Here is a 24,461-nt window from a genome sequence, read left to right as displayed (position 1 = left end):
AGTTCCTATCTGGTTTAAGAAAGATGCAGATCCTAAGTATGCTTGTTATTGTAGCGAAGTCACAGAAAATCAGGTAATTGAAGCAGTTGTAAAGCATGGCGCGAAATCCGTAAAAGAAGTAAATGCCATCACTGGGGCAATGAAAAATCCTAATTGTAAAGAAAACAATCCGTTGGGAGTTTGTTGTCATAAGATTATTCAGGAAGCTATCGATAAAGGCTTGAAAATGAAATAATTACAGTCGATATGTTCCTACAAACGAGAGCCAATCTTTGATATGTTTCCATCTACGAGCGTGGATATGTTCCCCATAACCTTAGGGGTTGAGAATGCAGTTTTGATAGCTATCAAGGCAACTCGACACACGTTGAAGCAGCAATTCTGATGACGTATTGTGGTTTGGACAAGGAATAATAGGAGTCAACCACAACATGTAGTGGTTTGAGTACGAAAATCGGGTCAAAAACAGGCTAAAAAATACCGTTTTTTGACCCTTTTAAATAGGGCATTTGACAGATGACATTTGATGTTTCGGGATTAAAAATCCATAGGGTGAGGTAGATTAGCACAGAACTTTATTGAATAGAGAAATTAAAAGTGATATAATCAGTTGCATAAGGAGGAGTTAAATATGTGTACATGTATTGCAGTAGTAGATATTACTTTATCTCATTTATAATGAAAAAAATTAAAGGAGGTAAAGGTATGGGTATGTTTTCTATATTTGTTATTGAGAGATTTCATTATCAACTAAACCAAAAATAATTGGTTATAATGAGCTCTTAAGATTAGTTCATTATAACCGGCAAGGAGAAGGTTATAATGAAACAGAAAAACCCGAAAAATACGCAAAATTTCATTACATCTAAAAAGCATGTAAAGGAAATATTAAAATATACGAATATCAATAAACAAGATAAAATAATAGAAATTGGGTCAGGAAAAGGACATTTTACCAAGGAACTTGTGGAAATGAGTCAACGGGTGAATGCTATAGAGATTGATGAAGGTTTATGTCATGCCACGAAAAAAGCAGTTGAACCTTTTCAGAATATAAAAGTTATTCATGAGGATATTTTGAAGTTTAGCTTTCCTAAAAATACAGACTATAAAATATTTGGTAATATTCCCTACAATATTAGTACTGATATTGTAAAAAAGATTGCTTTTGATAGTCAAGCGAAATATAGCTACCTTATTGTAGAGAGGGGATTTGCTAAAAGGTTGCAAAATACCCAACGAGCTTTAGGTTTGCTGTTAATGGTGGAAATGGATATAAAAATTCTTAAAAAAGTGCCACGAGCATATTTTCACCCTAAGCCTAATGTAGATTCTGTATTGATTGTACTTGAAAGGCATAAACCATTTATTTTAAAGAAGGACTACAAAAAGTATAGATTTTTCGTTTATAAATGGGTAAACAGGGAATATCATGTTCTTTTTACTAAAAATCAATTAAGACAGGTGCTGAAGCATGCGAATGTTACTGATCTTGATAAATTATCCAATGAACAATTTTTGTCTGTTTTCAATAGTTACAAATTATTTCAATAAATTAAAAATAATTAAGCGTTCTCTAACTTTAAGAGAACGCTTAATCTTATTACATTGAAAAATGCATTCTATTATTTTCAATTATTATGATATAACATAACTATCATTTTACTTATTTGCATATTTGCACGAAAATATAGTTATCGACGACTATTCTGATAATAGCAACTAATATAGTCAATGATAACTCAAAATTTATTGATATAGTAGGTATATGTGCAACTAATTAATGAAGAAATAATATTTAAAGGAATTTGAAATGTAGCAAATAGATGTATTAGAATATCTGATATTCTAATACATCTATTTGTATATAAATCAAGATTAAATATCGAGAATATGGTGGCGAAGTTTAGGTCAACTAAAGACCAATAAACTTCGTCATTTTTTTATGCTTAAAAATAGAAAGAAAGGATTGGGAACAATGTCAAAATTATTTATGTATGGTACATCCTTGGAAGGAATAGAGCAATTGATGGTTATGGTTCCAAATTTCCAGCCAAGAGGAAATGGAATAATCATCAATAATTATTTTAATTGCCAAGGGGGTGATGGAGATTGCAAGATTGGTGTGATTAATGTTGATGATGATTGTAAGGAGTGTGGACACATTGGTTCAAACTTCAAAATCAATGTGGATAGATGTAGATATAAGGATCTAGTCAGAGAGTGCTTTGGAAAGATAAATAATTATTATTTAAAGGAAAGATTAGAAAGTCTAGCAAATAATTTCAAGGGGGAAATCTTTTTAAATCATAACCACAAAGAAAGATTCTATAATTTTCTTCGAAACCAAGATCTAGATATTCATGATATATCCCCAAGATTTATTGCTATCCTATTTTTACTTACTGCCGATGAAAATCTATGGAAGGTTTCTGAAAATCATATTTTAAATGTTAAGTTTGGCTTAAAACAAATATGTCTTCGGGATATAGATACCAATGGCTATGCCTTATACCAAACTGCAAAGACCCTATCAACTGGAAAGGAGTGTATAAGAATCAATGAGCTAGCAGATAGGGAATTAATAGATGACTATATATTTAAATCAATAATTAACTCTGCCTTAATCAATAGATACGGGACAGAGTTATTTTTAATTAATAAATAGAATGGAGGAAAAAGATTGAATATAACTATTAAAAAATCAAGGGATGATGATAAAAGAAAAACCATATGGATTCCAATGGAGGAAGATAAACTACAAGAGGTATGCAATGAATTAGGAATAGAAATGAGTACAAGGTCAAACTGTTATATAGAAGGCAGTAGGGATGAAAGATTTTCAAATATACTGGCTGATAAAAATGTAAATATAGATGAACTAAACTATTTAATGAAAAGATTTGATGGGTTCAGTCCAAGGGAAATAGAAAAGTTTTGTGCTGCGACCTTTACAGAAGAACCTAATACAATGGCAGATTTAGTAAGCCTAAGTTTCAACTTGCATTGCTATAGCCTTATAAATAACTTCAGCGATTTTGATAAGCTAGGCAAGGATCTATATTAAACTGAGAAAATGGCAGTAGCAACTAAAGAATTAGATGAACTAGATGGAGAAGAATATGCAATGGAAGTAATAAAAAACAATAAAAGTGCTAGAGTAACTCCTTATTTCGTCTTTTGACTCATCAAGTATTTTTAATATTCTTGGTGCCTATTTTTGTATTAAATGTAATAAATGAAAAGTTTATATGTATACAGAAAGACTATATGGTAATATATTCAATTAACGAGAAAAAGAATATTAGAAAGATATTTTATATTATTTTGGGGACTGAATTAATATTTTATATTTTGGGACAAATTTTTTTTCAAGGAATTAATTATTTTATAACAGGTGAAGTGTATTTAATTAGTATTAAGTTTAATGTATTAACAATTTTAGAAATTCTATCTGCAAGTTATATAGTTCTATCTATTTTATTACTATTAAAAAAGGATTTGTTTACTTATATAAACTATTACATTTTATTAATGGTACTTTTAGTAGTTAATAGTGGATATATTACATTTCCGATGACTATAAAAGTTTTAAGTTTACTACAACATGATTATATAAAACTACTACTATCAAGAACATTTTTGTTTTTGTTAACCTTCTTTATTTTTAAAATGTCTCTTAAAAGATATAGTAGTAAATTTTATGGTGGATAATAATGGATAAATTGGCATATATTGGAGTTATAAATCATGATGAAAATGTTGAATATCCATTAAATTTTTCCAGTGATGGTATTTATGAAGTTGTTTGTAAATTTAATGGTGGATGTGAAATAAAAATCAAATCAAGTAATTATATAGATGCTCATGAAATTCATAAAGATTATTATAAATTTCACATTAATGTTTTTCTGCCAATTATTGGACTAATAGGTTTAGTATATGGGGTAAAGGAAAAGGATAAGTTGTTTATGGCATTAAATATCCTTTTGATTTTATTACTTCCTATAACAATGTTCGTAGGTCATCTAGTAGGATCTCCTTAAGTAATATAATAAGCTTAGAGTAAAATTTTGTAAATAATCTTAAAAAGATATAAGTTTATCTGCTTATAGCATTTTATCTCTCCACTTCCTTCCCATAAGTGATTTTCATAGTTTTTCCTATACTGAAAAAGGTCAGAAAATTCTTCTTTATTCAAAGAATGCTCTTGCATAAGGGTATTCTTTTTTATTGCAACTTATCGAGTCTGATTAATATTTCTTTTATGTTTGGTAATATTTTATAGATTTCTAAAATTTCATTAGTAGCTATTTTATAAATAGAAAGTTCGATATAATACTTCTCTGTAAATTGGTTTTATTCAGTTTTTTTACATTTTTATACTTCATGATGTAAGATCTTTATTTCAGTTTCAATTTTTTAAAATTTATTCAGTGGATGTTGTATATCATAAGAAAATAACTAGCTTTAAATCAATTTCTCCAAACCTAGATTTTATATCTACATCTATTTATTTTAGTACAGATAAGATTGAGCGATTACATCAATACGATTATGTCCTAAGTATTTGCTGGTTATTAACATAGCTTTTCGATCTAATATTTCTCCAGCTCTATCATTTCTCATGATGTATCTTTCTCCTCCTTCTGAAATTAAACCACCAGGTATTTCATCTATTGGTCTTGCATAATGATTATAAATTCTCTTGGCGTATACTGCTCTGTAGTGGTGGTTGTCATAATGAGAAGGTAATTTTGGTGCTATTTTAAGCTCTCCAGCTTCTTTAAAAATATTTATTATTTCATCTGTTTCTTCTTTATCTTTGCCCATGATTAAAGCTAAGCGTTTTTTTCCACCTTTTCCTTGTCTAACTTTTACATAATATTTTCCGTTGATTTCTTTTAAATCAACCCCTCTTACAGCTTCCATTTCTTTTTTTCTTAATCCTGTAGAGCTTGTTATTTTAGAAAATTTTCTTTCTAGCTCTTCTGATATGTGTTTATCTCTTTTAGCTTCATATCGACTTCTTTTAATTGATTTTCTTGTCCTTGGAGCTGTCGCTATAAAGTTTGTAGATGATGTTCTTAAAACCTTTGCTATAGCTGATTTAGATGTGCTAATTGAGTAAGCAGATAAGTCTTGATTTGTTAAGTTTTTCAGATATTCATTTACGTGTTCTGTTTTAACTTGTTGCATTTTCTTTATTTCAGGATAATTTTCTTTCAAAAATTCTGCAAATTTATAACATTGTTTTTTGTATGTCTTATAAGTTGTAACGCTATAAATTTTATTTATTGTTGTAGTTGATAAATCATTTTTATCGTCATTTCTTGATGTACTCATACCATCATTTAACATTCTTGTTAATCTATCATAAATCTGATTTTTTAAAATGTTTTTTTGCTTTCTTTTATCCCATTTTTTAGTTTTTTTCTTTTCTTCATCTATTATTCCAAATTCTTTGTTAAAAGCTTTGTTTGTGATATTAAAAGACATAGAATGCTCCTTTCAAATATATAACTATCTTTTTAAAATTAAAGCTCTTAAAAACGATTCTAGAGCCTTATTTGTTACTCTAATTGTTAAGACTAAGCTTTTTATACTACCGAGTCCGTAGAAGCTTCTAAGTTGTCCAATCTAAGACAAAACACATTTTTTAAAGAGCTTGGCTTGCTCTAAAGTACACATTTTTAGATTGATAGCTTGGCTTGCTATTTAATGCTTTTGTAAGTGAATTCCTACACTATACATTTTTTTACATACTTAAAATTTTTGCTCTATAAATCTTTTTTATTTTTTTCTTACTTCATATTTTGCGACTTCCTCTCTTTGTTTCCTCATTTTTGATCACTTATCTTTTTTATTTTCTCCATACCATCAATCTTCTATTTATAATTTGTCAGAAAAGGTTCTTAATAACAAAAGAGTTTAAAAACTTATCCTTGGTAAATACCCTAAATCTGTTTATACGTCCATAAATGGAGCGTATAAACAGATTTTTTGTGAGTAAATAAATTAATAGTATTTTTTGTAAATTAGATTATTAGGTAAGTTCTAAAAAAATTTCTGACATATACAAGTTGAAATTAAAATATCGGAGGATTTCAACTTGGATAATATGTCAAATAAAAATAATCAATTAGATTCTTTGGCTGTGCTTCTTCAAGAATTAATAGAAAAGTATGTAGATCAAATAGACTTTGAAAAATTGGAAGTACCGCCAAGACTTTCAGAAAAAAATAAAAATGAGGATAATATTAATTCTTCGGATTAGGCTACTGCATTGACTTTTATATTAAGACTTATGTAAAATGTAGGTATAACTATAACGTGAAAATATGTCCAAACTAAAGGTGGAAAAATGAAAAAGAAAAAAGCGTATGTATATACAAGAGTGTCAACATCTATGCAGATTGATGGTTACTCACTTGATGCTCAGGAAGAAAGAATAAAACAGTATGCAAAAGCTTATGATATAGAAACAATAAAAACCTATAAAGATGCTGGAAAATCAGGAACATCTATTTCAGGTAGAAATGAATTCATAGCTATGCTTAATGATATAGAAGCTGAAAAAGATAAAGTTGATTATGTAATGGTTTTTAAATTATCAAGATTTGGAAGAAATGCAGCGGATGTATTGCAGTCATTACAAATCATGGAAAATCATAATGTAAATCTAATTTGTGTTGATGATAGTTTAGACAGCTCTAAAGATTCTGGAAAACTTGTTATAACAATTCTTTCAGCAGTAGCAGAAATGGAACGTGAAAATATACTTTCTCAAACTATGGAAGGTCGAAAACAAAAGGCTAGAGAAGGTAAATGGAATGGTGGTTTTGCTCCAATTGGCTATTCATTAGATAATGGAGAATTAGTTGTTAATGAAGATGAAGCTAAAGCAGTAAGGATGATTTTTGATTTATATGCTAATTCAGATATGGGAGCCAATGGAGTATCTAAGTATTTAGTTTCTTTAGGTATTAATAAACCTATAAGACAAAATGGCAAGAATCCATATTTTTCAGCTAGTTTAATAAGACAAATATTGGATAATCCCGTATATAATGGGAAAATTACATATGGAAGAAGAAAAACGAATAAAGATAAAAATACTGGTAAAATTAAATTAGAAAAATCTGATCATTATATTATAGCTCAAGGAAATCATGAACCTTTAATTGACGATGAGTTATGGAATACAGTTCAGGAAAAAAGAAAATCTCAAGCTAAAAAGTATGAGAAGATAAATAGAGAAAAAGATGAGAGAGTTCATATCTTATCAAATCTAATAAAATGCCCATATTGTAGTGCTGGTTTATATGGAAATAAAAGCCGTAAACGTAATAAAAACAAAGAAGGAGAGCATTACAAAGATTATTACTATTACGGATGTAAACATCGACAAATGATGAATGGACATAAATGTACTTTTAATAAACAAATTAGGGCTGAATTAATTGAAAAAGAAGTAGAAACAATAATTACTCAAATAGTTAGCAATCCTACTTTTGCCAAAAAAATTGAAGAAAAAATCAATATTCAAATAGATACAAAAGAAATTGACGAAGTTATTAATAAACACTTAGCGAAGATTAGGCAATTAACAGGTACAAAAGCATCACTAATTAATCAAATAGACTCTTTAAATTTTGAAGATAAACATTATGATAGAAAATATACTGATTTAAATCTCAGACTTGATGCAATATATGATCAGTTAGAATATGCAGAAATGCAGTTAAATGATAGCAGAAAAAGGAAAGAGGCGATCCTTGAAGAAAAAATAACTTCTGATAATATTTATAAAATACTTGTTAATTTTAATAGCCTTTATACAGTCCTTTCAGATATCGACAAAAAGAGATTACTTAATGAATTGATAGAAGAAATTCAAATTTATGATGAAAAAACAGAAAAAAGCACTTGGATAAAATCGGTTGTTTTCAAGCTTCCGCTCATAGATTATGACATTGACTTTAGTTTGGACAATAAAGACAATGTCGAAACGGTGGCGTTATTGTCTCGTCGTACTGATGGAGATCATGTCGATTGAAATAACAAAAGAGGAATTGGAATTTACCGGAACATTGAGGCCGTAGGATTGATTATGATTACGATGAATGGAGTTATACGAATATTGCTGATAGCGGTTTCATTTGTGTTGATAGTGTATGTGTCATCTTGGTTGAGCATACAAACTCGGCATGGCGCGATGAGCAATGAAGAAAATTTCATAATCATACTTGCAATAGGATTAGGGTGGTTAGCGGCATTTCACTTTTTGGCATTTTTCAAAACACGGGGAAATAGAAAATATCGACTTTACTCTTCTGTTTTCCTCTGGTTAATCATCATGATTGCGTATTGGGTAGCCATAACGATACAGTCTTCATGGCTTTTGTTTATGCACGGACTGGCAATAGTATCGGTAATAATGTATTTATTTGTCATCTCTGAATACAAGCATTTTTGGCACATTCATGAATTAAGCAATTGGGAAGATGCATTTATCTCAAATTTATGTTTCTTTGGCTTCTTTTTATTAGTATCCGCATGGGGGGCGGAATACTTGAGCCGTATTTAAAACGTTTTTTTGAGAACAGGATATTAAAAAGCAAAAACAAAGAACCGTGGCAGACGCTGATCAAGATAATCGCTGAGATATGTACTATAACCCCGAGCACTGACGAAGCTCATGCCGATACGTACATAAAAAGACCGGAAATTCATTTCCGGTCTTTTTTATCTTATCTTCTTTTTATCATGGAACCCAGGAAGCCTCTTGCGATTTCACGACCAATGGTTCTCGTAATGGTGCCGAGCATGGAGTCGATGCCTTTATCGATATACGTCTTTTGGCTGCGGCCGGACTTTTGTGCTCGTTCGAGTTCTTTTCTTTGCGCTTCAAGTTCCTTCTGTCTTTCGGCTTCTGATTTTTCTTTCTCCGCTTCCCATTTTTCTTTTTCAATTCTTTTTAAAAGAACTTCGTAAGCGGATTCTCTATCGATGGGTTCCTTGTACTTTGTATAAAGAAGCGAGGAATTAACCAAGGCCCTATACTCCTCATCGGTTAGTGTCGCAAAGGATGAGTGGGGTGGAAGGATCAGCGCCTTGTCTGCCACGGTTGGCGCGCCGCTTTCATCGGCAAATGAAACCAAGGCTTCACCGGTCCTAAGATTGATGATTTCTTCTTTGATATCCATGGACTCATCCTGTCGAAATGTGTCTGCCACAGCATTTATCGCCTTCAGTTCCTTTGGAGAATAAGCCCTTAGTTGATGGACGATTCGGTTGGAAAGTTGTGACGAAACGGATTCCGGCACATCGAGAGGATTTTGCGTGATGAAAAATACCCCCACACCCTTACTACGTACGAGACGAACCACTTGGATAATCTTATCCTGCAAAACTTTTGGCGTGTTGTTAAAGAGTAAATGCGCTTCGTCAAAGAAGAACACAAGCTTCGGTTTGTCTAAATCTCCAACCTCGGGGAAGTTTTCATAGATTTCCGAAAGCAAGTACAGAAGAAGCATGGAGTAGAGAAGCGGATTTGAAATCAGCTTCGTGGCATTTAAAATATTTACCACACCCTTGCCGCTTGCATCTGTTCTGATAAGGTCGCCGATATCGATAGCGGGCTCCCCGAAGAACAGATCGCCGCCGGCATCTTCAATAAATAAAAGTTTTCTGGAAATGGCAGAGAGACTTTGAGCGGCCACATTGCCGTAGGTCTTACTAATCTCGTCCCTATGTTCACCGACGAAATGGATCACCTGTTTAAGATCCTTTAGATCGATAAGCAGAAGACCCTCGCTGTCGGCAACTTTGAAAACAATATTTAACACCCCGGTCTGCGTATCGTTAAGCTCCAAAATATTTGCGAGCATAAGAGGACCCATCTCAGAAACAGTAACTCTGAGAGGAATACCTTTTTCGCCGTAGACATCCCACATATTCACAGGATAATTTTTAAAATCAAAAGTAGGAATACCAAGTTCTTCAAGCCTTGCATTTAACTTGTCATTCATCGCGCCGGGCTTTGAAATATTTGCAAGATCGCCCTTCACATCCGCAAGAATGGTCGGAACCCCGGCGTCAGAGAGACCTTCCGTAAGCACCTTTAGAGTGACGGTTTTGCCGGTTCCGGTAGCGCCGCTGATCAGTCCGTGTCGATTCACTTTATTTAAAAGAATATAATTTTCCGTATTCCCTTTGCCAATCAAAATTTTGTCCATGACAAGCTCCTTTCATATCTAATTTCATTATAACAAATTAATATATAGGGAAGACCCGGATCATAAAAATATCCTGACAAAGATGGAAAAGAGTTTTTATTTATACATGGCCTTTGAAGAAATTAGAATTTTATCCATGCTGACCACTCAAGCCATATCGAAACGGTGGCATTATTGTCGCGGCGTGTTGACGAAGATCATCTTTAACCTATCAGGCGCTATGCAGATGATGGTAAAAAGAATCACGTGTGCATGGTGACCCATAAGATGAAAAAAATAAAACGAAAGAAAAACCTCGGATTCATTTCCGGGGGGGTTCTTTTTGGGAAAATATCTATGTGTAAAAAACAAGAGGGGGTTACCATCTGATATATACCGTAGAGAAAAGCCTCATCATGTTTTTAAAAGGGAATAAGTGATATGATTATACATAACAAGTATGTATGAATTAAATAGTATTCTAGGAGCCTCTACGATGACAAAAGAAAATAAAAAGAAAGTTACCATCTCCCTTACACCCAAATCGCATGAGAAGATTAAAAGATATGCCAAGAAGAAACACACATCGGTTTCCGGAGCGATTGAAGACTGGATTTGGAACGAACTCCAAGAGATAAAAGAAGACATGAAGAATTAATAGGAGGAAGCATGGACAAACAGAAATTAGCAAGTACACTTTGGTCTACGGTGGAAGATCTTCGAGGCAATGTGGAAGCGTATACGTACAAAGATTATATATTGGGACTTTTATTCTATAAATTTCTATCCGATAAAGAGTACAAACTTTTAAATAAAGATCTTGGACTCGGTCATGATGAGATCGCAAAAACAACCGAAGAAGATGAGGATATTGTTTCGTATTGTAAAAACAAATTAGGTTATTTTATTGAACCGAAATACTTTTATCAAAGCTGGGTCAATGATATCAACAACTTTACAGAAGATGATTTGATTACGGCGCTTAATGCCTATGAAAGACATATCCCTGAAACATCCCAGCATGTCTTTGGTGGTGTCTTTGATACGATTTCAAGAAATCTTACTGCGCTTGCTCCTAACTCCAATGAAAGAACAAAATCGTTGCGCAACCTCCTTCTGGCGCTCAGATATATTCCGACCATCAACACGGAATACGACGTTCTCGGTTATGTATATGAGTATTTAATCTCGCAATTTTCCGCGGGCGCCGGTAAAAAGGGCGGCGAATTCTTTACGCCGGCGGAAGTGTCGACCGCCATCGCAAGGATTATCAACCACCACTTAAAAGAAAGAGAAGCGATCAGCGTACTTGACCCCACTGCCGGTTCGGGTTCTCTTTTGCTTGCCGTTGGTAACAAATTTGAAAAAGCAGAGCATAAAAAAGACAAAGTAAAATACTATTACCAAGAAATCACCAAAACGACATTTGACATGTGCCGCCAAAACTTGGTCATGCGCGGTATTAAACCCGCCAACATGGTCGGTCGAAATGACGACACGCTGGGTTTGGACTATCCGTATTTCGATGAAAGAGATCGGCAAGCAACTTACGAGCCGGTTTTTGTGGATGCCGTAGTATCCAATCCGCCCTATTCACAAAAATATGACCCGATCCCTATCCGCGAATCCGCGAGATTTGCAGAATATGGTCTGCCACCGGCTTCGAAAGGCGACTATGCTTTCTTACTTCATGGCCTTTACCACTTGAAATCGGATGGCATTATGGTGATCGTTCTGCCGCACGGGGTTCTTTTCAGAAATGAAGAAGCCGACATCAGAACCAAGCTGATCAAAAAACATCAAATCGCGGCGGTGATCGGTCTGCCGCCGAATGTTTTCTTCGGCACTGGGATTCCCACCACTTTCTTGGTCCTCAGAAAGCAAACGGCAGATGACCGAATTTATTTTATCGACGCGTCGAAAGGCTTTATTAAAGACGGCAATAAAAACAAGCTGAAGGAATCCGACATTCAAAGAATTGTCGATGCCTATATCTCGAAAAAAGACATCGAAAAGTACGCGAGACTCGTTTCCTATAAAGAGATCGAAGAGAATGAATTCAACCTGAACATCTCCCGATACGTGAGCTCGGAGGAAGATCCGGAAGTATATGATGCCTATGGCGTCATGAATGGAGCCATCCCTAAAAAAGAACTTGAAGAGAAATTTGAAGCCATTCGCGACAACTTCCCCGGTCTATATGGTGAGCTTTTTCAGGAAATCAATAGCGATTATGTTGTCCTAGAGAATAAGGACATTATAGAAACCGTCAACAGCAATGCGGAAGTGCAGCAGGCTAAGAAGAGATACCATGCCATTGTCGATCCCTTTGTCGAAGACCTGCGCTCTTTTGTGTTGGATGATATATTCGGCATTGATCTCGCTACCGCGCAATTTGAGATCAAAGACAAACTTTTTGAAGCACTGGAATATTTCCCGCTCATAGATCGGTATGTAGCCTATCAAAGCCTTTACCAGAACTGGGCGATCATGGAGCTGGACATCGAAGCCTTGCATGAAGAAAAACTACAGGCCGCCAGAAACGTAGTCGAGGTCACCAGGACCAAGACCAAGGCCAACAATAAGAAGGAAGAAGTCTTCGACCATTGGGAAGGAAGAATCATTCCCTTTGCATTGATTCAAAACCGATTCTTCAAAGAACTGAAAGACAGATATGAATATCTGGAAAATCGAAAAGCGGAAATAAAAGGAGAATTGGACAATCTCGTGTCCATGCTGGACGAAGAAGATGGTGATAAAGTTCTTAATGACAGCAAAGACGCGTTTTCCGCCAAAGAACTGAAAGCCGAATGGGAGGAACTATTCGAAGAGATCGATACCCCTGAAATTACCGGCATCAAAGACTACTTCTATCTTTTGGACACGCGCGCGAAAAAAGAAGAAAAAGAAACATTCATGCGCGATCATTCAGAGATCCGTTGGGAGCAGATTCCGAAAAGCAAAGACGGCACCGTCACCAGAGCCAACATGAACCGCTACTATAAAACCGTGCAAGCCGCCTACGAATTTGCAGAAGACTCTTATGGCTACATCCTTTCGACGGCGCAAGCCTTGAAAGAAGAAGAATCCGCCAACAACAAAGAAGCGAGAAAATTAAAGCAAGAACTACAAGATAAATCGGTGGAGAAAACGCAAGCCTTAACCGATAAAGAAATCTACGAGCTTTTGGACGAGAAATGGATTACACCGGTGCGAAGAGACCTCAAAGAACTATTGACGGCGGTCTTCAACCACTTTGAAAATGACCTGAATGCCACTGTCGAAAAATATGGATCCGGCATGAAAGACATCGAAAAACGCGACCAAAGAGTGAACCGAGAGCTCAAAGAACAATTATCCGACTTACAAGGTTCCGACTCCGACATGAAGGCGATTCGAGACTTTATGGAATTACTAGGTGATCTGTAATGGACAAGCTTAAAAATGTGCCTGAAATAAGGTTTAAAGGCTTTGATGACGAGTGGATACGTGTTTTTGTTGATGAAGTTTGCGATGTTAGCAATGGAAATATGGACACACAAGATGCAGATGCTAGTGGAATTTATCCTTTCTTTATTCGTTCAGAAGAAGTAATGAAATCAAATAAATACCTGTATGACGAGGAAGCTATATTGACTCCTGGTGAAGGAAAAATCGGAGAAATTTTTCACTATGTAAATGGCAAATATGCCGCGCATCAAAGGGTCTATAGGTTGTTTAATTTCAGCAAATGTATAAGCCCAACATTTTTGATATATACATTAAAAAACAGCTTTAAAAATCATGCACTTAAAAATAGCTCAACGGCCACGGCACCTTCAATTAGAAAGGGGACGATAACCGATTTTTGTTTTAAGACTTGTTTACTAGAAGAACAAACTCAAATCGGAAACTTCTTCAAAAACATAGACGAAAAGCTGGAGCTGGAAAAAGAAAAACACGAAAAACTTAAAAGCTTTAAGAAGGCCATGCTTGAGGACATGTTCCCTAAAGAAGGGGAAAAGGTGCCGAAAGTAAGGTTTGAAGGATTTGAGGATGAGTGGGATTATTTACAACTAAGTGATTTAGGCGAAGTGTCTTCTTCAGGAGTGGATAAAAAATTCTACCCAAATGAAAAAACTGTGCATCTATTGAATTACATGGATGTTTACAACAAAAAACAACCAAGCAAAGATAATATATATGAGTTTATGAAAACATCGGCCGATGAGCATAAATTACTAGCAAAAAGTGTAATAAAGGGCGACGTATTTTTTACACCAACTTCAGAAACAAGTGATGATATAGGACATTCGATGGCAATCTATAACACTATAGATAGTTTAGTTTATTCGTATCACCTTTTAAGATTTCGACCTTTTGATAACGTTTTAGATGTTTCTTTCTCAAATTATTTCGCAAACATAAAGCCAGTTAGAAAGCAGTTAATTACAAATTGCCAAGGGGCACAAAGAATGACTTTAAAACTGGAAGAATTTGAGAAATTAATGGTTTCATTGCCTTCTATTGAAGAACAATCTCTAATCGGCAATTTCTTCAAAAATCTGGATGAAAAGATTGCGCTTTCCGAAAAGAAGATTGCAAAGATCGAGAATTTCAAGAAAGCCATGCTTGAAAAGATGTTTGTATAAGGAGCTTACGATGACTTTTAATAGCGAACATAAGTTTGAAGATGCGATTGTGGATCTCTTGGTAAGAAAAAGAGGTTGGGAGGGCGGGGTATTGGAATATCCCACCGAAGAAGACTTGATCCGTAATTGGGCGGATATTCTTTTCCAGATTAATAATGAGCCGGATCGGCTCAATGGGGTTCCTCTCAATCAGGGGGAAATCACGCAATTGATGAACCAGATCAATGTGTTACAAACGCCGAACCAGCGAAATGAATTCATCAATGGCAAGACGGTCGTGATCACCAGAGAAAATGAAAACGATACATTGCATAACGGCAAAGAAGTATCGTTAAAGATTTTTAATCGCAATGAGATCGCCGCCGGCTCCACTATTTACCAAATCGCAAGACAACCCAAGTTCGCCAAAGAAAATCCGGTAGAGAGAGATCGCCGGGGCGATTTCATGCTCCTTATCAATGGGTTGCCGGTGATCCATGTCGAGCTCAAGAAGTCCGGCGTGCCGATCGCGCACGCGTTGCAGCAAATCAAGACGTACATGCATGAGCATAAATTCAGAGGACTTTTTTCGTTACTGCAGATTTTTGTCGCGATGAATCCGGAGGAGATGAGGTATTTCGCGAATCCGGGATCGGCGGATGCGTGTAACGAGGACTACTATTTTTACTGGGAAGATAGTGAAAGTGAAATCAAGGTGGACTGGAAGACGATCTGCTCCGAATTTTTATCGATTCCGATGGCGCACCAACTAATCGGCTATTACACCATTGCGGACACGCGCGACGGTGTCTTAAAGGTGATGCGGCCCTATCAGATTCATGCCGCTAGAAAAATCGTGGATAAGGTCCGAGAAAAACAACGAGATAATTGGTTGGTCAGAGGACAACTGGGCGGCTATATTTGGCATACGACCGGTTCCGGTAAGACGATGACGTCCTTTAAGTCGGCGGAACTGATCGCGCAGCTCGGCTATTGCGATAAGGTTGTTTTCTTAGTGGACAGAATTACGCTGGCGGATCAAACGGTAAGGGAGTTTGAAGGTTTTTCCAATTACGAAGAAATTTTCGCCACAGAAAACACGGATGTTCTTTTGCGGCTTTTAACGGACGATAAGACCGGTCGATTGATCGTTACATCGATTCAAAAGATGTCGAATATAGTGGAAGGCGCCGTCGACGCCAGAAAGCTCGAGCAAATCAAAAATAAAAAAATAGTATTTGTCGTGGATGAAGCGCATCGTTCTACGTTCGGAACGATGATGGTGGATATTAAAAAGACCTATCCGGACGCGATTTTCTTCGGTTTTACGGGCACGCCCATCCATACGCAAACCAACAATACGGATGCCAAGGAAGTGACGACGGCGGATGTTTTCGGGTCGGAACTGCATCGCTACACATTAGCGGATGGGATTCGGGATAACAATGTGTTGGCCTTTGATGTGACTAAGGTCCAAACGATTCCGGCGATGGAGTTAAGAAGAAAGTATGCTTTATATATGGCTCATGCCAAAACGATAGACGATATTGTCGATGATGAAGCGGCGTATGCCATATATAAAAAATATATGAATCCGGACGAATGCTCGATGGTGGAGATCGACAGGAAGTTGGGCAATGGACCGTATGAAACCGACGAGCATAAAGAAAAAGTGGTCGAAAACATCTTGGAATCATGGGTGGAATTGAATCGGAAAAACAAGTTTTCCGCCATCTTCGCCACATCGTCTGTCAAAGAGGCGATTGCGTACTGGCGACGACTGAAAGATAATCCGAGAAATCTGAAAGTGACTTGCATCTTTGACGCGTCGGATGATTTCACAGGCTTTTCCATTGAAAAGAATGACGGCTTAAAAGATATCATTACGCACTATAACGAAATGTATGGAAAGTCGTTTTCCATATCTTCCTATGGCGACTTCAAAGCTGATGTAGTAAGAAGGCTGGCGCAAAAAGACCAATATATTAACATCAAAGAAGAAGACAAAATCGACATTGTTATTGTGGTGTATCAATTACTGACAGGCTATGACTCCAAGTGGGTTTCCATTCTCTACCTGGACAAGACTCTTAAAATGCAAAATGTAATTCAAGGATTTTCCCGGACGAATCGACTGAATGGTCCTGAAAAGCCTCATGGTACGATTCGCTACTACAGAAAAACATCTTTGATGGAGCAAAATATTAAAGATGCCGTGAAAGAGTATTCCGGTGATAAGCCCTACATCATGTATGTCGACAAACTGCCGCAAAATATTAGGGCGATGAATCGAACATTCGAAGAGATCAAAGAGGTTTTCGCGCTGGAAAAAATTGAAAACTTTTCCCGCGTGCCGGTGTTGGAGGCTTCGCAAAAAAAATTCATTACATGCTTTAATGCTCTTTATAAGCGTCTCAACTCCGCTTTTACGCAAGGGTTTACCTGGGACAAGAAAAGGTATCGCGACAAAGAAAATGAGACCATGGTGGAGGTGGAAATTACAGAAGAAGAGTACGATGTACTGCACCAAAGATATAAAGAAGTACATAAAGGAAGGGGCGAAGAAGACGGTCCGGTTAAGCCGAATCTTGATTTCAACTATCACATTGTCGAAGAAAGCCTTAAAATCGACTACAATTACATGAATCAAAATTTCGATAAATATGTGAAGGCTTTGTTCGATGAAAACTCTTCCGAAGAGTATCTCAAAGATCTCAAGACAAGTCTGCATAAAAACTTTGCCGGCCTTCCCAAAGAGCGACAAATTATCGCGGAAATGATCATCCACGACTTTGAAAACGGCGATCTGGAGATCAAAGAAGGCTGGGATTTCAACGATTACATCAATGACTATTCCGTGTCAGAGTTGGACAAAAAAATATCTGAATTGGTTGATTTCACAGGAATTGATGAAAACCAATTGCGGAGTATGATGAATCTGCATCTAACGGAAAAAAACCTCAATGAATTCGGAAGGTTTGACGCCTTGGTAGCTTCCGCTGATATTGACTTAATTACAAGAAACCTTTCTGCGATGAAAGGCAGAGAGGCAAGACCATTTGAAAGCAAGATATACCTGGACAAAGTGTTACGGGAGTTTTTGCTGGAAGGCCCATTTAGTTTAAACAACTATAACGAGCACCACAAAGACTAAAAGCGTGAACCTATTTGCACCCGCTTACGAAAGGTATAGGAGGAACGAATATGTTGGCCGCTGCAAAGTTGCAAGAGGTACTGGGAAAGTATAAGCAGGATTTTGTCCCGCAGGTGTGGGCGAATGAAAAATATAAGTGGGAAGCGATCCAAACATTTCAAACGCATTGGGATGTCAATGCGGAAGATTTTGCGGAAATGCTGCATCGTTCCTTGGATACGACGTCGGATTTGCTTTCATATCGAAATTTTTACCCGCACCGGACGATAGAAGATTTTGCCAAGGCCGCTCCGGAAGAAGTACGCGCCATGTTCATTGCGCTCTATGATGAGAGTAAAGATGTGTATGACCGTATGAAACACTTTAAGGAGCAGGCCGCGGCCATGCTTATCAAGTATGGGAACGGCGCCGCGCAACATTACCAAAATGAAAGCGCGGTCAGTGTGTATTTGTGGCTTCGTTACCCGGATCGGTACTATATCTATCAATACGGTGAAGTGAAAGCCGCGGCGGAGGTACTGGAGAGCAACTATTCCTTCAAGCTGCGGTCATACGCCGCCAATATTCGCAATGCGATCAAGTTTTATGATGAAATTTGCGACGCGTTGCAGCGTGATACCGAACTTGTGAAGTTGTTTCGCTCGCAGCTGACGGACACCTGCTATTCTGATCCGGCGTTGAAGACGCTGACCGCGGATGTTGCCCGTTATATCCGTCGCAACTACGCGCCAACGGCCGGTATAACACCGGTTTCGATGCGAGACTGGTACCCTACCGATTATGATCCCGGCCTGACGGTGGCGGAATGGGTCGCATTACTTAACGATAAGAAGGTATTCACCGAGAAAAGTCTTGCCGTTATGCGGCGGATAAAAGACTCCGGCGGACAGGCGACCTGCAAGCAGCTTTCCGTCAAATACGGCGAAGTGCCGGGTTTCTACAATGGCGTCTCGATAGGTCTGGCAAAAAGAGTTGCCAAAAAAACCGGTTGCCCGGTGCCGAGTCGTGACGTGGATGATTCCTACTGGTGGCCGGTGCTGTATATCGGCAAGCGAGGGGGCAAGGAGTCTGACGGCAATTTTATTTGGAAGCTCCGAGACGAGCTGGCACAAGCGCTGGATCAGGTCGACTTGTCGCAGGTTCCGTTGTATGTCGGTTCGAAAGAGGCGGAAGCGGAGACTCGCTACTGGTGGCTCAATGCGAATCCGAAAATTTGGAGTTTTTCCGGGATCGCGGTCGGTGAAGCGCAGGCGTACACACTTTATAACGAGAATGGAAACAAGCGCCGGGTATTCCAAAATTTCTTGGATGCCAAGCCGGGTGACATGGTGATCGGCTATGAATCCAATCCGGTCAAGCAGGTCGTCGCGCTTGCGAAAATCAGCGTCGCGCAGGACGGTGAAAAGCTGTATTTTGAAAAAACGGAAGATCTCGTCTCGCCCATTGATTACCGGACGCTGAAAGAGTGCCCCGAGCTGGCAAAAATGGAATATTTTGTCAGCCCGCAGGGGAGCCTCTTCCAACTGAGGAAGGGCGAATTTGATTTCATTATGGATATTATTCGTGAGGAAAATCCACTGCCGCCGCCGACAGCAAAGGACGCCTACACAAAGGACGATTTTCTGGCGGAAGTGTATCTGACGGAAAAACGCTATGATCAGCTTGTAGCGGTTCTTCGCAATAAGAAAAATATCATCCTTCAGGGCGCGCCGGGGGTCGGCAAGACCTTTGCGGCAAAACGGCTGGCCTATTCCATGATGGGAGAAAAGGACGAAAGCCGCATTGAATTTGTTCAGTTCCATCAGAATTACTCGTATGAAGATTTTATGATGGGCTATAAGCCGGTGGAGAATGGTTTCGAGCTCAAGTACGGGATTTTTTATCGCTTTTGCCGACAGGCGGCCAATCAGCCGGACAAGGATTATTTCTTTATCATTGATGAGATCAACCGCGGCAACATGAGCAAGATATTCGGTGAGCTTTTGATGTTGATCGAAAAAGATTATCGCGGCTTCAAGACGACACTTGCCTATAACGGACTGCCGTTTGCGGTGCCGAAGAACCTTTATATCATCGGCATGATGAATACGGCTGACCGCAGTCTGGCGATGATTGATTACGCGCTGCGGCGTCGCTTCAGCTTCTTGGAAATGGAACCGGCCTTTGATTCCGACGGTTTCCTTCAGTATCAGAAACGCTTGAACAATGATACTTTTAATGCGTTGGTGGAGAAGGTGCAAGAGCTGAACCGGAAGATCGCATCGGACGAGTCACTCGGCAAGGGCTTTTGCATTGGGCATAGCTATTTCTGTGGTCACGAGACCTGTACGGAAGAATGGTTGCGTTGCATCGTGGACTTTGATGTTTTACCGATGCTTAGCGAGTACTGGTTTGATGATACCGCCGAGCTGCAACGCTGGGAAAATATTCTGCACGGAGTATTTCAATGAGTAAGGAGCAGAGCATATTTATTAAGAACATTTATTATATGCTCTCGTATGCTTTCACCACTTTGCGGCCGACGGATCATGATAAAATCGCGACAGAACCGTTTGAAAATATCCATGACCTGTTCGCGGCGATCCTTGCCAAAGGGATCGGTCGGCAACTGAAACAGGGACTTTATCGGGAATATATAAACCGCAAGGAAGACCTGCCTTATTTGCGCGGCAAAATTGATCTGCCGGGTACCATTCAAAATAAAATTAGCAGAAAGCAGAGACTGACATGTGAGTTTGACGAGCTTTCGGAAAATAATCTGCTGAACCGAGTGCTGAAGACCACGGTGATGATCTTATTGCGTCATGCCGAGGTAGCGGCAAAGCATAAAAATGACCTGAAAAAAGAAATGCTTTTCTTTTCCCGAGTGGATGAGATCGAGCCTTCGACGATTCCGTGGTCAGCCATTTATTTCTGTCGGAATAATCAAAGTTATCGGGTGCTGCTCAGTATTTGTCAGCTGGTGCTCGAGGGGCTGCTGCTGACCACCGATGACGGGGAATATAAGCTGGCTTCGTTTGTGGACGACCAACGTATGAGCCGGCTATATGAGAAATTTATTCTTGCGTATTACACCCGGGAGCATCCGGAGCTCAGGGCGCGCGCTGCACAAATACCGTGGGCGCTGGATGACGGCGTGGGCACCCTCTTGCCGGTGATGCAGAGTGATATCATGCTGGAAAGCATGTCGGGGGAAACGGTGCTCATCATTGACGCCAAGTATTACACACATACACTTGCAGCAGGACGCTTCGATGCACGTACGCTGTATTCTCCTAACCTGTACCAGATATTTACCTATGTCAAGAATAAGGACAAGGCGATGGGCGAAGGAGCTCATTCCGTGTCGGGCATGCTTCTCTATGCGAAGACCGATGAGGAACTGCAGCCGGACAACAGCTACCTGATGAGCGGGAATAAAATCAGTGTACGGACGCTGGACTTGAGTCGGGAGTTTGCCGAGATTGCAAAGCAACTTGACGATATAGCGGCGGAACATTTTAGCGATGCCGCAGGAAGGTAATGCTACCATTTGGCGCGGGTTTATCGCAGCGGGAATATATTGGCGCGTATAATGAAGGTACAAGGTCATGGGAGATGGCGCTATGGCAGAATCTAAAAAACGTTTACCTAATGGGATGGGGATCGCGTTCGGCATGGGGCTCGGGTTTATCTTGGGCCGGCTGTTGAATGAAGTCGTGTGGGGACTTGCGATCGGTATTTTTATTGGCACGTGGGTGGATTATTTCGCGCAACGGAGGTGATGAGGTATGGCGCAACGCAAACGACCGCGCAAACGGTACCACAATTATCCGTTCGGCGTCGCGCTGGCGGCGTGCATCGGAGCGGGGCTAATTTTGGGCGCCTTCTTTGACCAAATCAGCTGGGGCGCGTTCATCGGCGTGGTGATCGGTTCTTCGATCGAATTGTACCTGATGATGACGCGGGCCTAGGAGGTCATATGGACGAAGCTAAACAATCGCAGAACGAGACGCCCAACGAAACGCCCAACGAACCGCAAAATGAAAAGGGCGCGGGCGCGTATATCGCGACCGGCATGGTGTTCGGTCTGATGATCGGCGCGGGCATGGGCGATTTGTCGCAAGGTATGCTGATCGGCATGGCGCTGGGCGCGGCGGCGGCCGCGTTTCAAGGCAAGTTCGGTAAGCGAATGAAATAAAAGAAAACGTGAGAAGCGCGCTGTATTTCGCATGGCAGTCTATTTTCGGTTTCCTCTACACCTGGCAGTATCTCATCGCTGCCGTCAGGTTTCACCTTATTCGGTATCGGCCTCGGTTTCTATGCGACACCTTCTACCGATGCGGCGTTATCCAACGTACCGGAAGAACAGGCGGGATCCGCGGCAGGTATTTACAAAATGGCCTCTTCTTTGGGCGCGGCCTTCGGCGTGGCTCTTTCCACAGCTATTTTTACGGGACTGAACGGAAGCGGCTTTGTTCCCCTGCAAAATATCTTTGTAGGACGAACGGATAATACGGAAGTCCGCTTTGCCGCCATGGTGGCGCTCCTCTTCAACGTGCTCATGACACTCGTCGCCATCCTCTCCATCATGAAAACGGTACCGAAAAAGAAATAAAAGAAATAAAAGGAACAAAAAACAACTGCAGTGAAGAGTACCTGCAGTTGTTTTTTATTGTCACGGTATGCTTTCCGCTCGTTTTGCCTTCTAAAGAGAAAGCATAAGAAAAGCAGAGAAATCAAACCATGAAACGCTGTGAAAACAGGAAGTAAATAAAATACCTGCTCTCCGTTTGTAGGGGGCAGGTGTTTTATTATGCGCCGAGGAAAGAAAAGTAAAAAATTCAGAAAGGGCAGGCACAAAAGCGGTTGCCAGCATCATTTTGGGGGGTATAATCTTAAATGGGGAGGAATATTAATACAAAAATCGACCAAAAATTTATTTGCAATACGATGTTTTAATAGTCCTATGAACCGGTTTTTATTTTGCCGGACTGCGTTGAAAAATGGAGAAAGCGGCACTTCTGCATATTTCTTTTGCTTTCCGTATTTTGAGTAAACGGCTTGTCCGACCTGTTATGGAAGGGAGAAATTATAATGATCAGTAAGGGTAAAAAGTCTGTCGCTTTGTGCGCTGCCGTATTGACGGCGCTCAGTATTTCTTGCACCGTTGTCGATGCAGCTGGCGATCCTGCCGTTCCTTATTTTTCCGTGACTTCTGAGGACCAGATCAATAATGATGGTAATGGTGCCAAAGGGGCAAACTCTGTCGCCATCGGACCGGGGTCGACAACGAAATTCCGGAACGGCTTATCTGTCGGTACGAATAATGTAAATGAGGGATATGAGACTACAGTTGTAGGAAGTCTGAACAAGGCTTACGGAATGGGAGATTTCAAATATGCAGCCGACGCAACGCTTGTTGGAACCAATAATACAGTCATGAGCGAGTCGGGTGTCATGGCTCTCGGTTCGGGAAATATCGTACATGAAGGCATCGCCATCGGGGCAAAAAACAAGGCTATGGGACAAAATGCTGTTGCCCTGGGGGAACACAGTTCTGCCATGTACACAGACAGCATCGGCATCGGTTTCGGCACTCATAGCGATGCGGATGATGTCATTGCTATAGGACGTGCAGCAACAGGAGATGTTTTGGGCGGCGTCGCTATCGGCAGATATGCAGAAGTGCATGCAAGTACAGGCGTGGCACTTGGCGCGAGCAGTGTTTCCGAACGTGAAGCAGGTGTTGTCGGATATATGCCGGGAGCCGTAGGACAGACGGCAGAAGAAGTGGCAGCGTACCTGGGAAAAGCGGAAGAATACAAGAGCTGGAAAGCCGATGTGGAAGCGAATAAAGATGCTTATACCAGATACAAAGCATGGCAGGAGGCGGTATCAGCAGAGCGGACGGCATATAACGAAGTCAATGAAGCCCGCATTGCGTATGCTGAAAATTCGACCGAGGCAAATAAAAAAGCCATTACAGAAAAATACGATGCATGGAAAAAAGCAAGGGATCATCGTCAAGACACAGATGTGGCAATGAGACCGGACTTTAAGACGATTAATGATCTGAATGCTCGCTACGGACAGATTTTCGGCAAACTTCTGTCCACCGGAGGTGCCGTATCCGTCGGCAATGAAAAAGAGGGCATTACCCGCCAGATTGTCAATGTGGCGGCAGGGACAAAAGATACGGATGCGGTGAATGTCTACCAGCTGCGGGATGCGGTCGAGAACTTTAAACAAGAAACAAGCGTGGCGGAAGACGGAAAGTATGTCAAAAAAGATAAGACAGCCGGTGAAAATCTGACCGCCTTGGACAAGGAAATAGATAAGTTGGGTACAGATTCCGCAGTGGCTGAAGACGGAGCATATGTCAAGAAAGACAAGAAAGTCGGTGAAAATCTGACCGCCTTGGACAAGGGAATAGATAAGTTGGTTACAGATTCCGCAGTGGCTGAAGACGGAGCATATGTCAAGAAAGACAAGAAG

The 24,461-nt window shown here is 39.4% G+C and carries 21 protein-coding genes and 1 pseudogene; 20 read left to right on the top strand and 2 right to left on the bottom strand.

Features of this window, described 5'->3' with window-relative positions:
- The 6 genes from KIB08_RS06515 to KIB08_RS06495 form a co-directional block, all read left to right on the top strand.
- Positions 1-235 (top strand): (2Fe-2S)-binding protein (locus KIB08_RS06515; RefSeq protein ID WP_303991077.1); only part of this gene is annotated, 235 nt, incomplete at its 5' end.
- Between the two features lie 404 nt (positions 236-639).
- Positions 640-765 carry an erythromycin resistance leader peptide gene (locus tag KIB08_RS06955; protein WP_017650677.1) on the top strand — a complete coding sequence of 42 codons (126 nt, stop codon included), beginning with the start codon at positions 640-642 and terminating at the stop codon, positions 763-765.
- Positions 766-822: 57 nt separating this feature from the next.
- Positions 823-1,554: a 23S rRNA (adenine(2058)-N(6))-methyltransferase Erm(A) gene (gene erm(A), locus KIB08_RS06510; RefSeq protein ID WP_000810833.1), complete on the top strand. Its 732-nt coding sequence runs from the start codon at positions 823-825 to the stop codon at positions 1,552-1,554.
- Between the two features lie 424 nt (positions 1,555-1,978).
- Positions 1,979-2,668: a hypothetical protein gene (locus tag KIB08_RS06505; RefSeq protein WP_000039974.1), complete on the top strand. Its 690-nt coding sequence runs from the start codon at positions 1,979-1,981 to the stop codon at positions 2,666-2,668.
- Between the two features lie 15 nt (positions 2,669-2,683).
- A complete protein-coding gene (locus KIB08_RS06500) occupies positions 2,684-3,067 on the top strand; it encodes a hypothetical protein (RefSeq protein WP_001027813.1) in 384 nt (127 codons plus the stop codon).
- Between the two features lie 649 nt (positions 3,068-3,716).
- Positions 3,717-4,046 (top strand): hypothetical protein, encoded by a 330-nt coding sequence (locus KIB08_RS06495; RefSeq protein ID WP_000359188.1) that lies wholly within the window; start codon positions 3,717-3,719, stop codon positions 4,044-4,046.
- Positions 4,047-4,518: 472 nt separating this feature from the next.
- Here the strand turns inward: KIB08_RS06495 and KIB08_RS06490 are convergent, their stop codons facing one another.
- Positions 4,519-5,499: a site-specific integrase gene (locus tag KIB08_RS06490; RefSeq protein WP_000009490.1), complete on the bottom strand. Its 981-nt coding sequence runs from the start codon at positions 5,497-5,499 to the stop codon at positions 4,519-4,521.
- Between the two features lie 613 nt (positions 5,500-6,112).
- Between KIB08_RS06490 and KIB08_RS06485 the strand changes: the two genes are divergently transcribed.
- The 3 genes from KIB08_RS06485 (at position 6,113) to KIB08_RS06475 (ending at position 8,590) form a co-directional block, all read left to right on the top strand.
- Positions 6,113-6,277 carry a hypothetical protein gene (locus KIB08_RS06485; RefSeq protein ID WP_438362043.1) on the top strand — a complete coding sequence of 55 codons (165 nt, stop codon included), beginning with the start codon at positions 6,113-6,115 and terminating at the stop codon, positions 6,275-6,277.
- Between the two features lie 87 nt (positions 6,278-6,364).
- The gene (locus KIB08_RS06480; protein WP_303991066.1) at positions 6,365-8,059 is read left to right on the top strand and encodes a recombinase family protein; all 1,695 of its coding nucleotides are present in this window, start codon (positions 6,365-6,367) and stop codon (positions 8,057-8,059) included.
- A 54-nt stretch (positions 8,060-8,113) separates the two neighbouring features.
- A complete protein-coding gene (locus KIB08_RS06475; RefSeq protein ID WP_303991063.1) occupies positions 8,114-8,590 on the top strand; it encodes a hypothetical protein in 477 nt (158 codons plus the stop codon).
- A 163-nt stretch (positions 8,591-8,753) separates the two neighbouring features.
- On the opposite strand, the gene KIB08_RS06470 is transcribed toward KIB08_RS06475, so the two are convergent.
- Complete coding sequence (locus tag KIB08_RS06470; protein WP_303991060.1) at positions 8,754-10,241, bottom strand: helicase HerA-like domain-containing protein; 1,488 nt, start codon at positions 10,239-10,241, stop codon at positions 8,754-8,756.
- Between the two features lie 475 nt (positions 10,242-10,716).
- On the opposite strand from KIB08_RS06470, the gene KIB08_RS06465 reads away from it, so the two are divergent.
- The 11 genes and pseudogenes from KIB08_RS06465 to KIB08_RS06415 all read left to right on the top strand — a co-directional run.
- On the top strand, positions 10,717-10,878 hold the full coding sequence (locus KIB08_RS06465) for a DUF6364 family protein (protein WP_303991057.1): 162 nt from the start codon (positions 10,717-10,719) through the stop codon (positions 10,876-10,878).
- An 11-nt stretch (positions 10,879-10,889) separates the two neighbouring features.
- On the top strand, positions 10,890-13,649 hold the full coding sequence (locus KIB08_RS06460; protein ID WP_303991055.1) for a type I restriction-modification system subunit M: 2,760 nt from the start codon (positions 10,890-10,892) through the stop codon (positions 13,647-13,649).
- The gene (locus KIB08_RS06455) at positions 13,649-14,851 is read left to right on the top strand and encodes a restriction endonuclease subunit S (protein WP_303991052.1); all 1,203 of its coding nucleotides are present in this window, start codon (positions 13,649-13,651) and stop codon (positions 14,849-14,851) included. Before KIB08_RS06460 ends, KIB08_RS06455 begins: the two co-directional genes overlap by 1 nt.
- A gap of 10 nt (positions 14,852-14,861) precedes the next feature.
- Entirely contained in the window at positions 14,862-17,984 is a 3,123-nt protein-coding gene (locus KIB08_RS06450; protein WP_303991049.1) for a type I restriction endonuclease subunit R, read from the top strand.
- A gap of 50 nt (positions 17,985-18,034) precedes the next feature.
- On the top strand, positions 18,035-20,434 hold the full coding sequence (locus KIB08_RS06445; protein WP_303991046.1) for an AAA family ATPase: 2,400 nt from the start codon (positions 18,035-18,037) through the stop codon (positions 20,432-20,434).
- Positions 20,431-21,507, top strand: coding sequence for a 5-methylcytosine-specific restriction endonuclease system specificity protein McrC (mcrC, locus tag KIB08_RS06440; RefSeq protein WP_303991043.1), 1,077 nt, complete (start codon positions 20,431-20,433; stop codon positions 21,505-21,507). The genes KIB08_RS06445 and mcrC overlap by 4 nt, the downstream gene beginning before the upstream one ends.
- Before the next feature lie 82 nt (positions 21,508-21,589).
- Entirely contained in the window at positions 21,590-21,748 is a 159-nt protein-coding gene (locus KIB08_RS06435; RefSeq protein ID WP_303991041.1) for a hypothetical protein, read from the top strand.
- A gap of 6 nt (positions 21,749-21,754) precedes the next feature.
- A complete protein-coding gene (locus KIB08_RS06430) occupies positions 21,755-21,937 on the top strand; it encodes a hypothetical protein (RefSeq protein ID WP_273259527.1) in 183 nt (60 codons plus the stop codon).
- An 8-nt stretch (positions 21,938-21,945) separates the two neighbouring features.
- Positions 21,946-22,164 carry a hypothetical protein gene (locus KIB08_RS06425; RefSeq protein WP_303991038.1) on the top strand — a complete coding sequence of 73 codons (219 nt, stop codon included), beginning with the start codon at positions 21,946-21,948 and terminating at the stop codon, positions 22,162-22,164.
- A gap of 198 nt (positions 22,165-22,362) precedes the next feature.
- Positions 22,363-22,581 carry a hypothetical protein gene (locus tag KIB08_RS06420; protein ID WP_303991037.1) on the top strand — a complete coding sequence of 73 codons (219 nt, stop codon included), beginning with the start codon at positions 22,363-22,365 and terminating at the stop codon, positions 22,579-22,581.
- 479 nt (positions 22,582-23,060) lie between these two features.
- A pseudogene (locus tag KIB08_RS06415) lies at positions 23,061-24,461 on the top strand (hypothetical protein); the annotation flags it as partial.

This window comes from Negativicoccus succinicivorans, from assembly GCF_018372215.1.
Taxonomy (GTDB): domain Bacteria; phylum Bacillota; class Negativicutes; order Veillonellales; family Negativicoccaceae; genus Negativicoccus.
The sequence above is the reverse complement of the archived record's forward strand: the minus strand, read 5'-3'. Positions and strand labels throughout refer to the sequence as shown.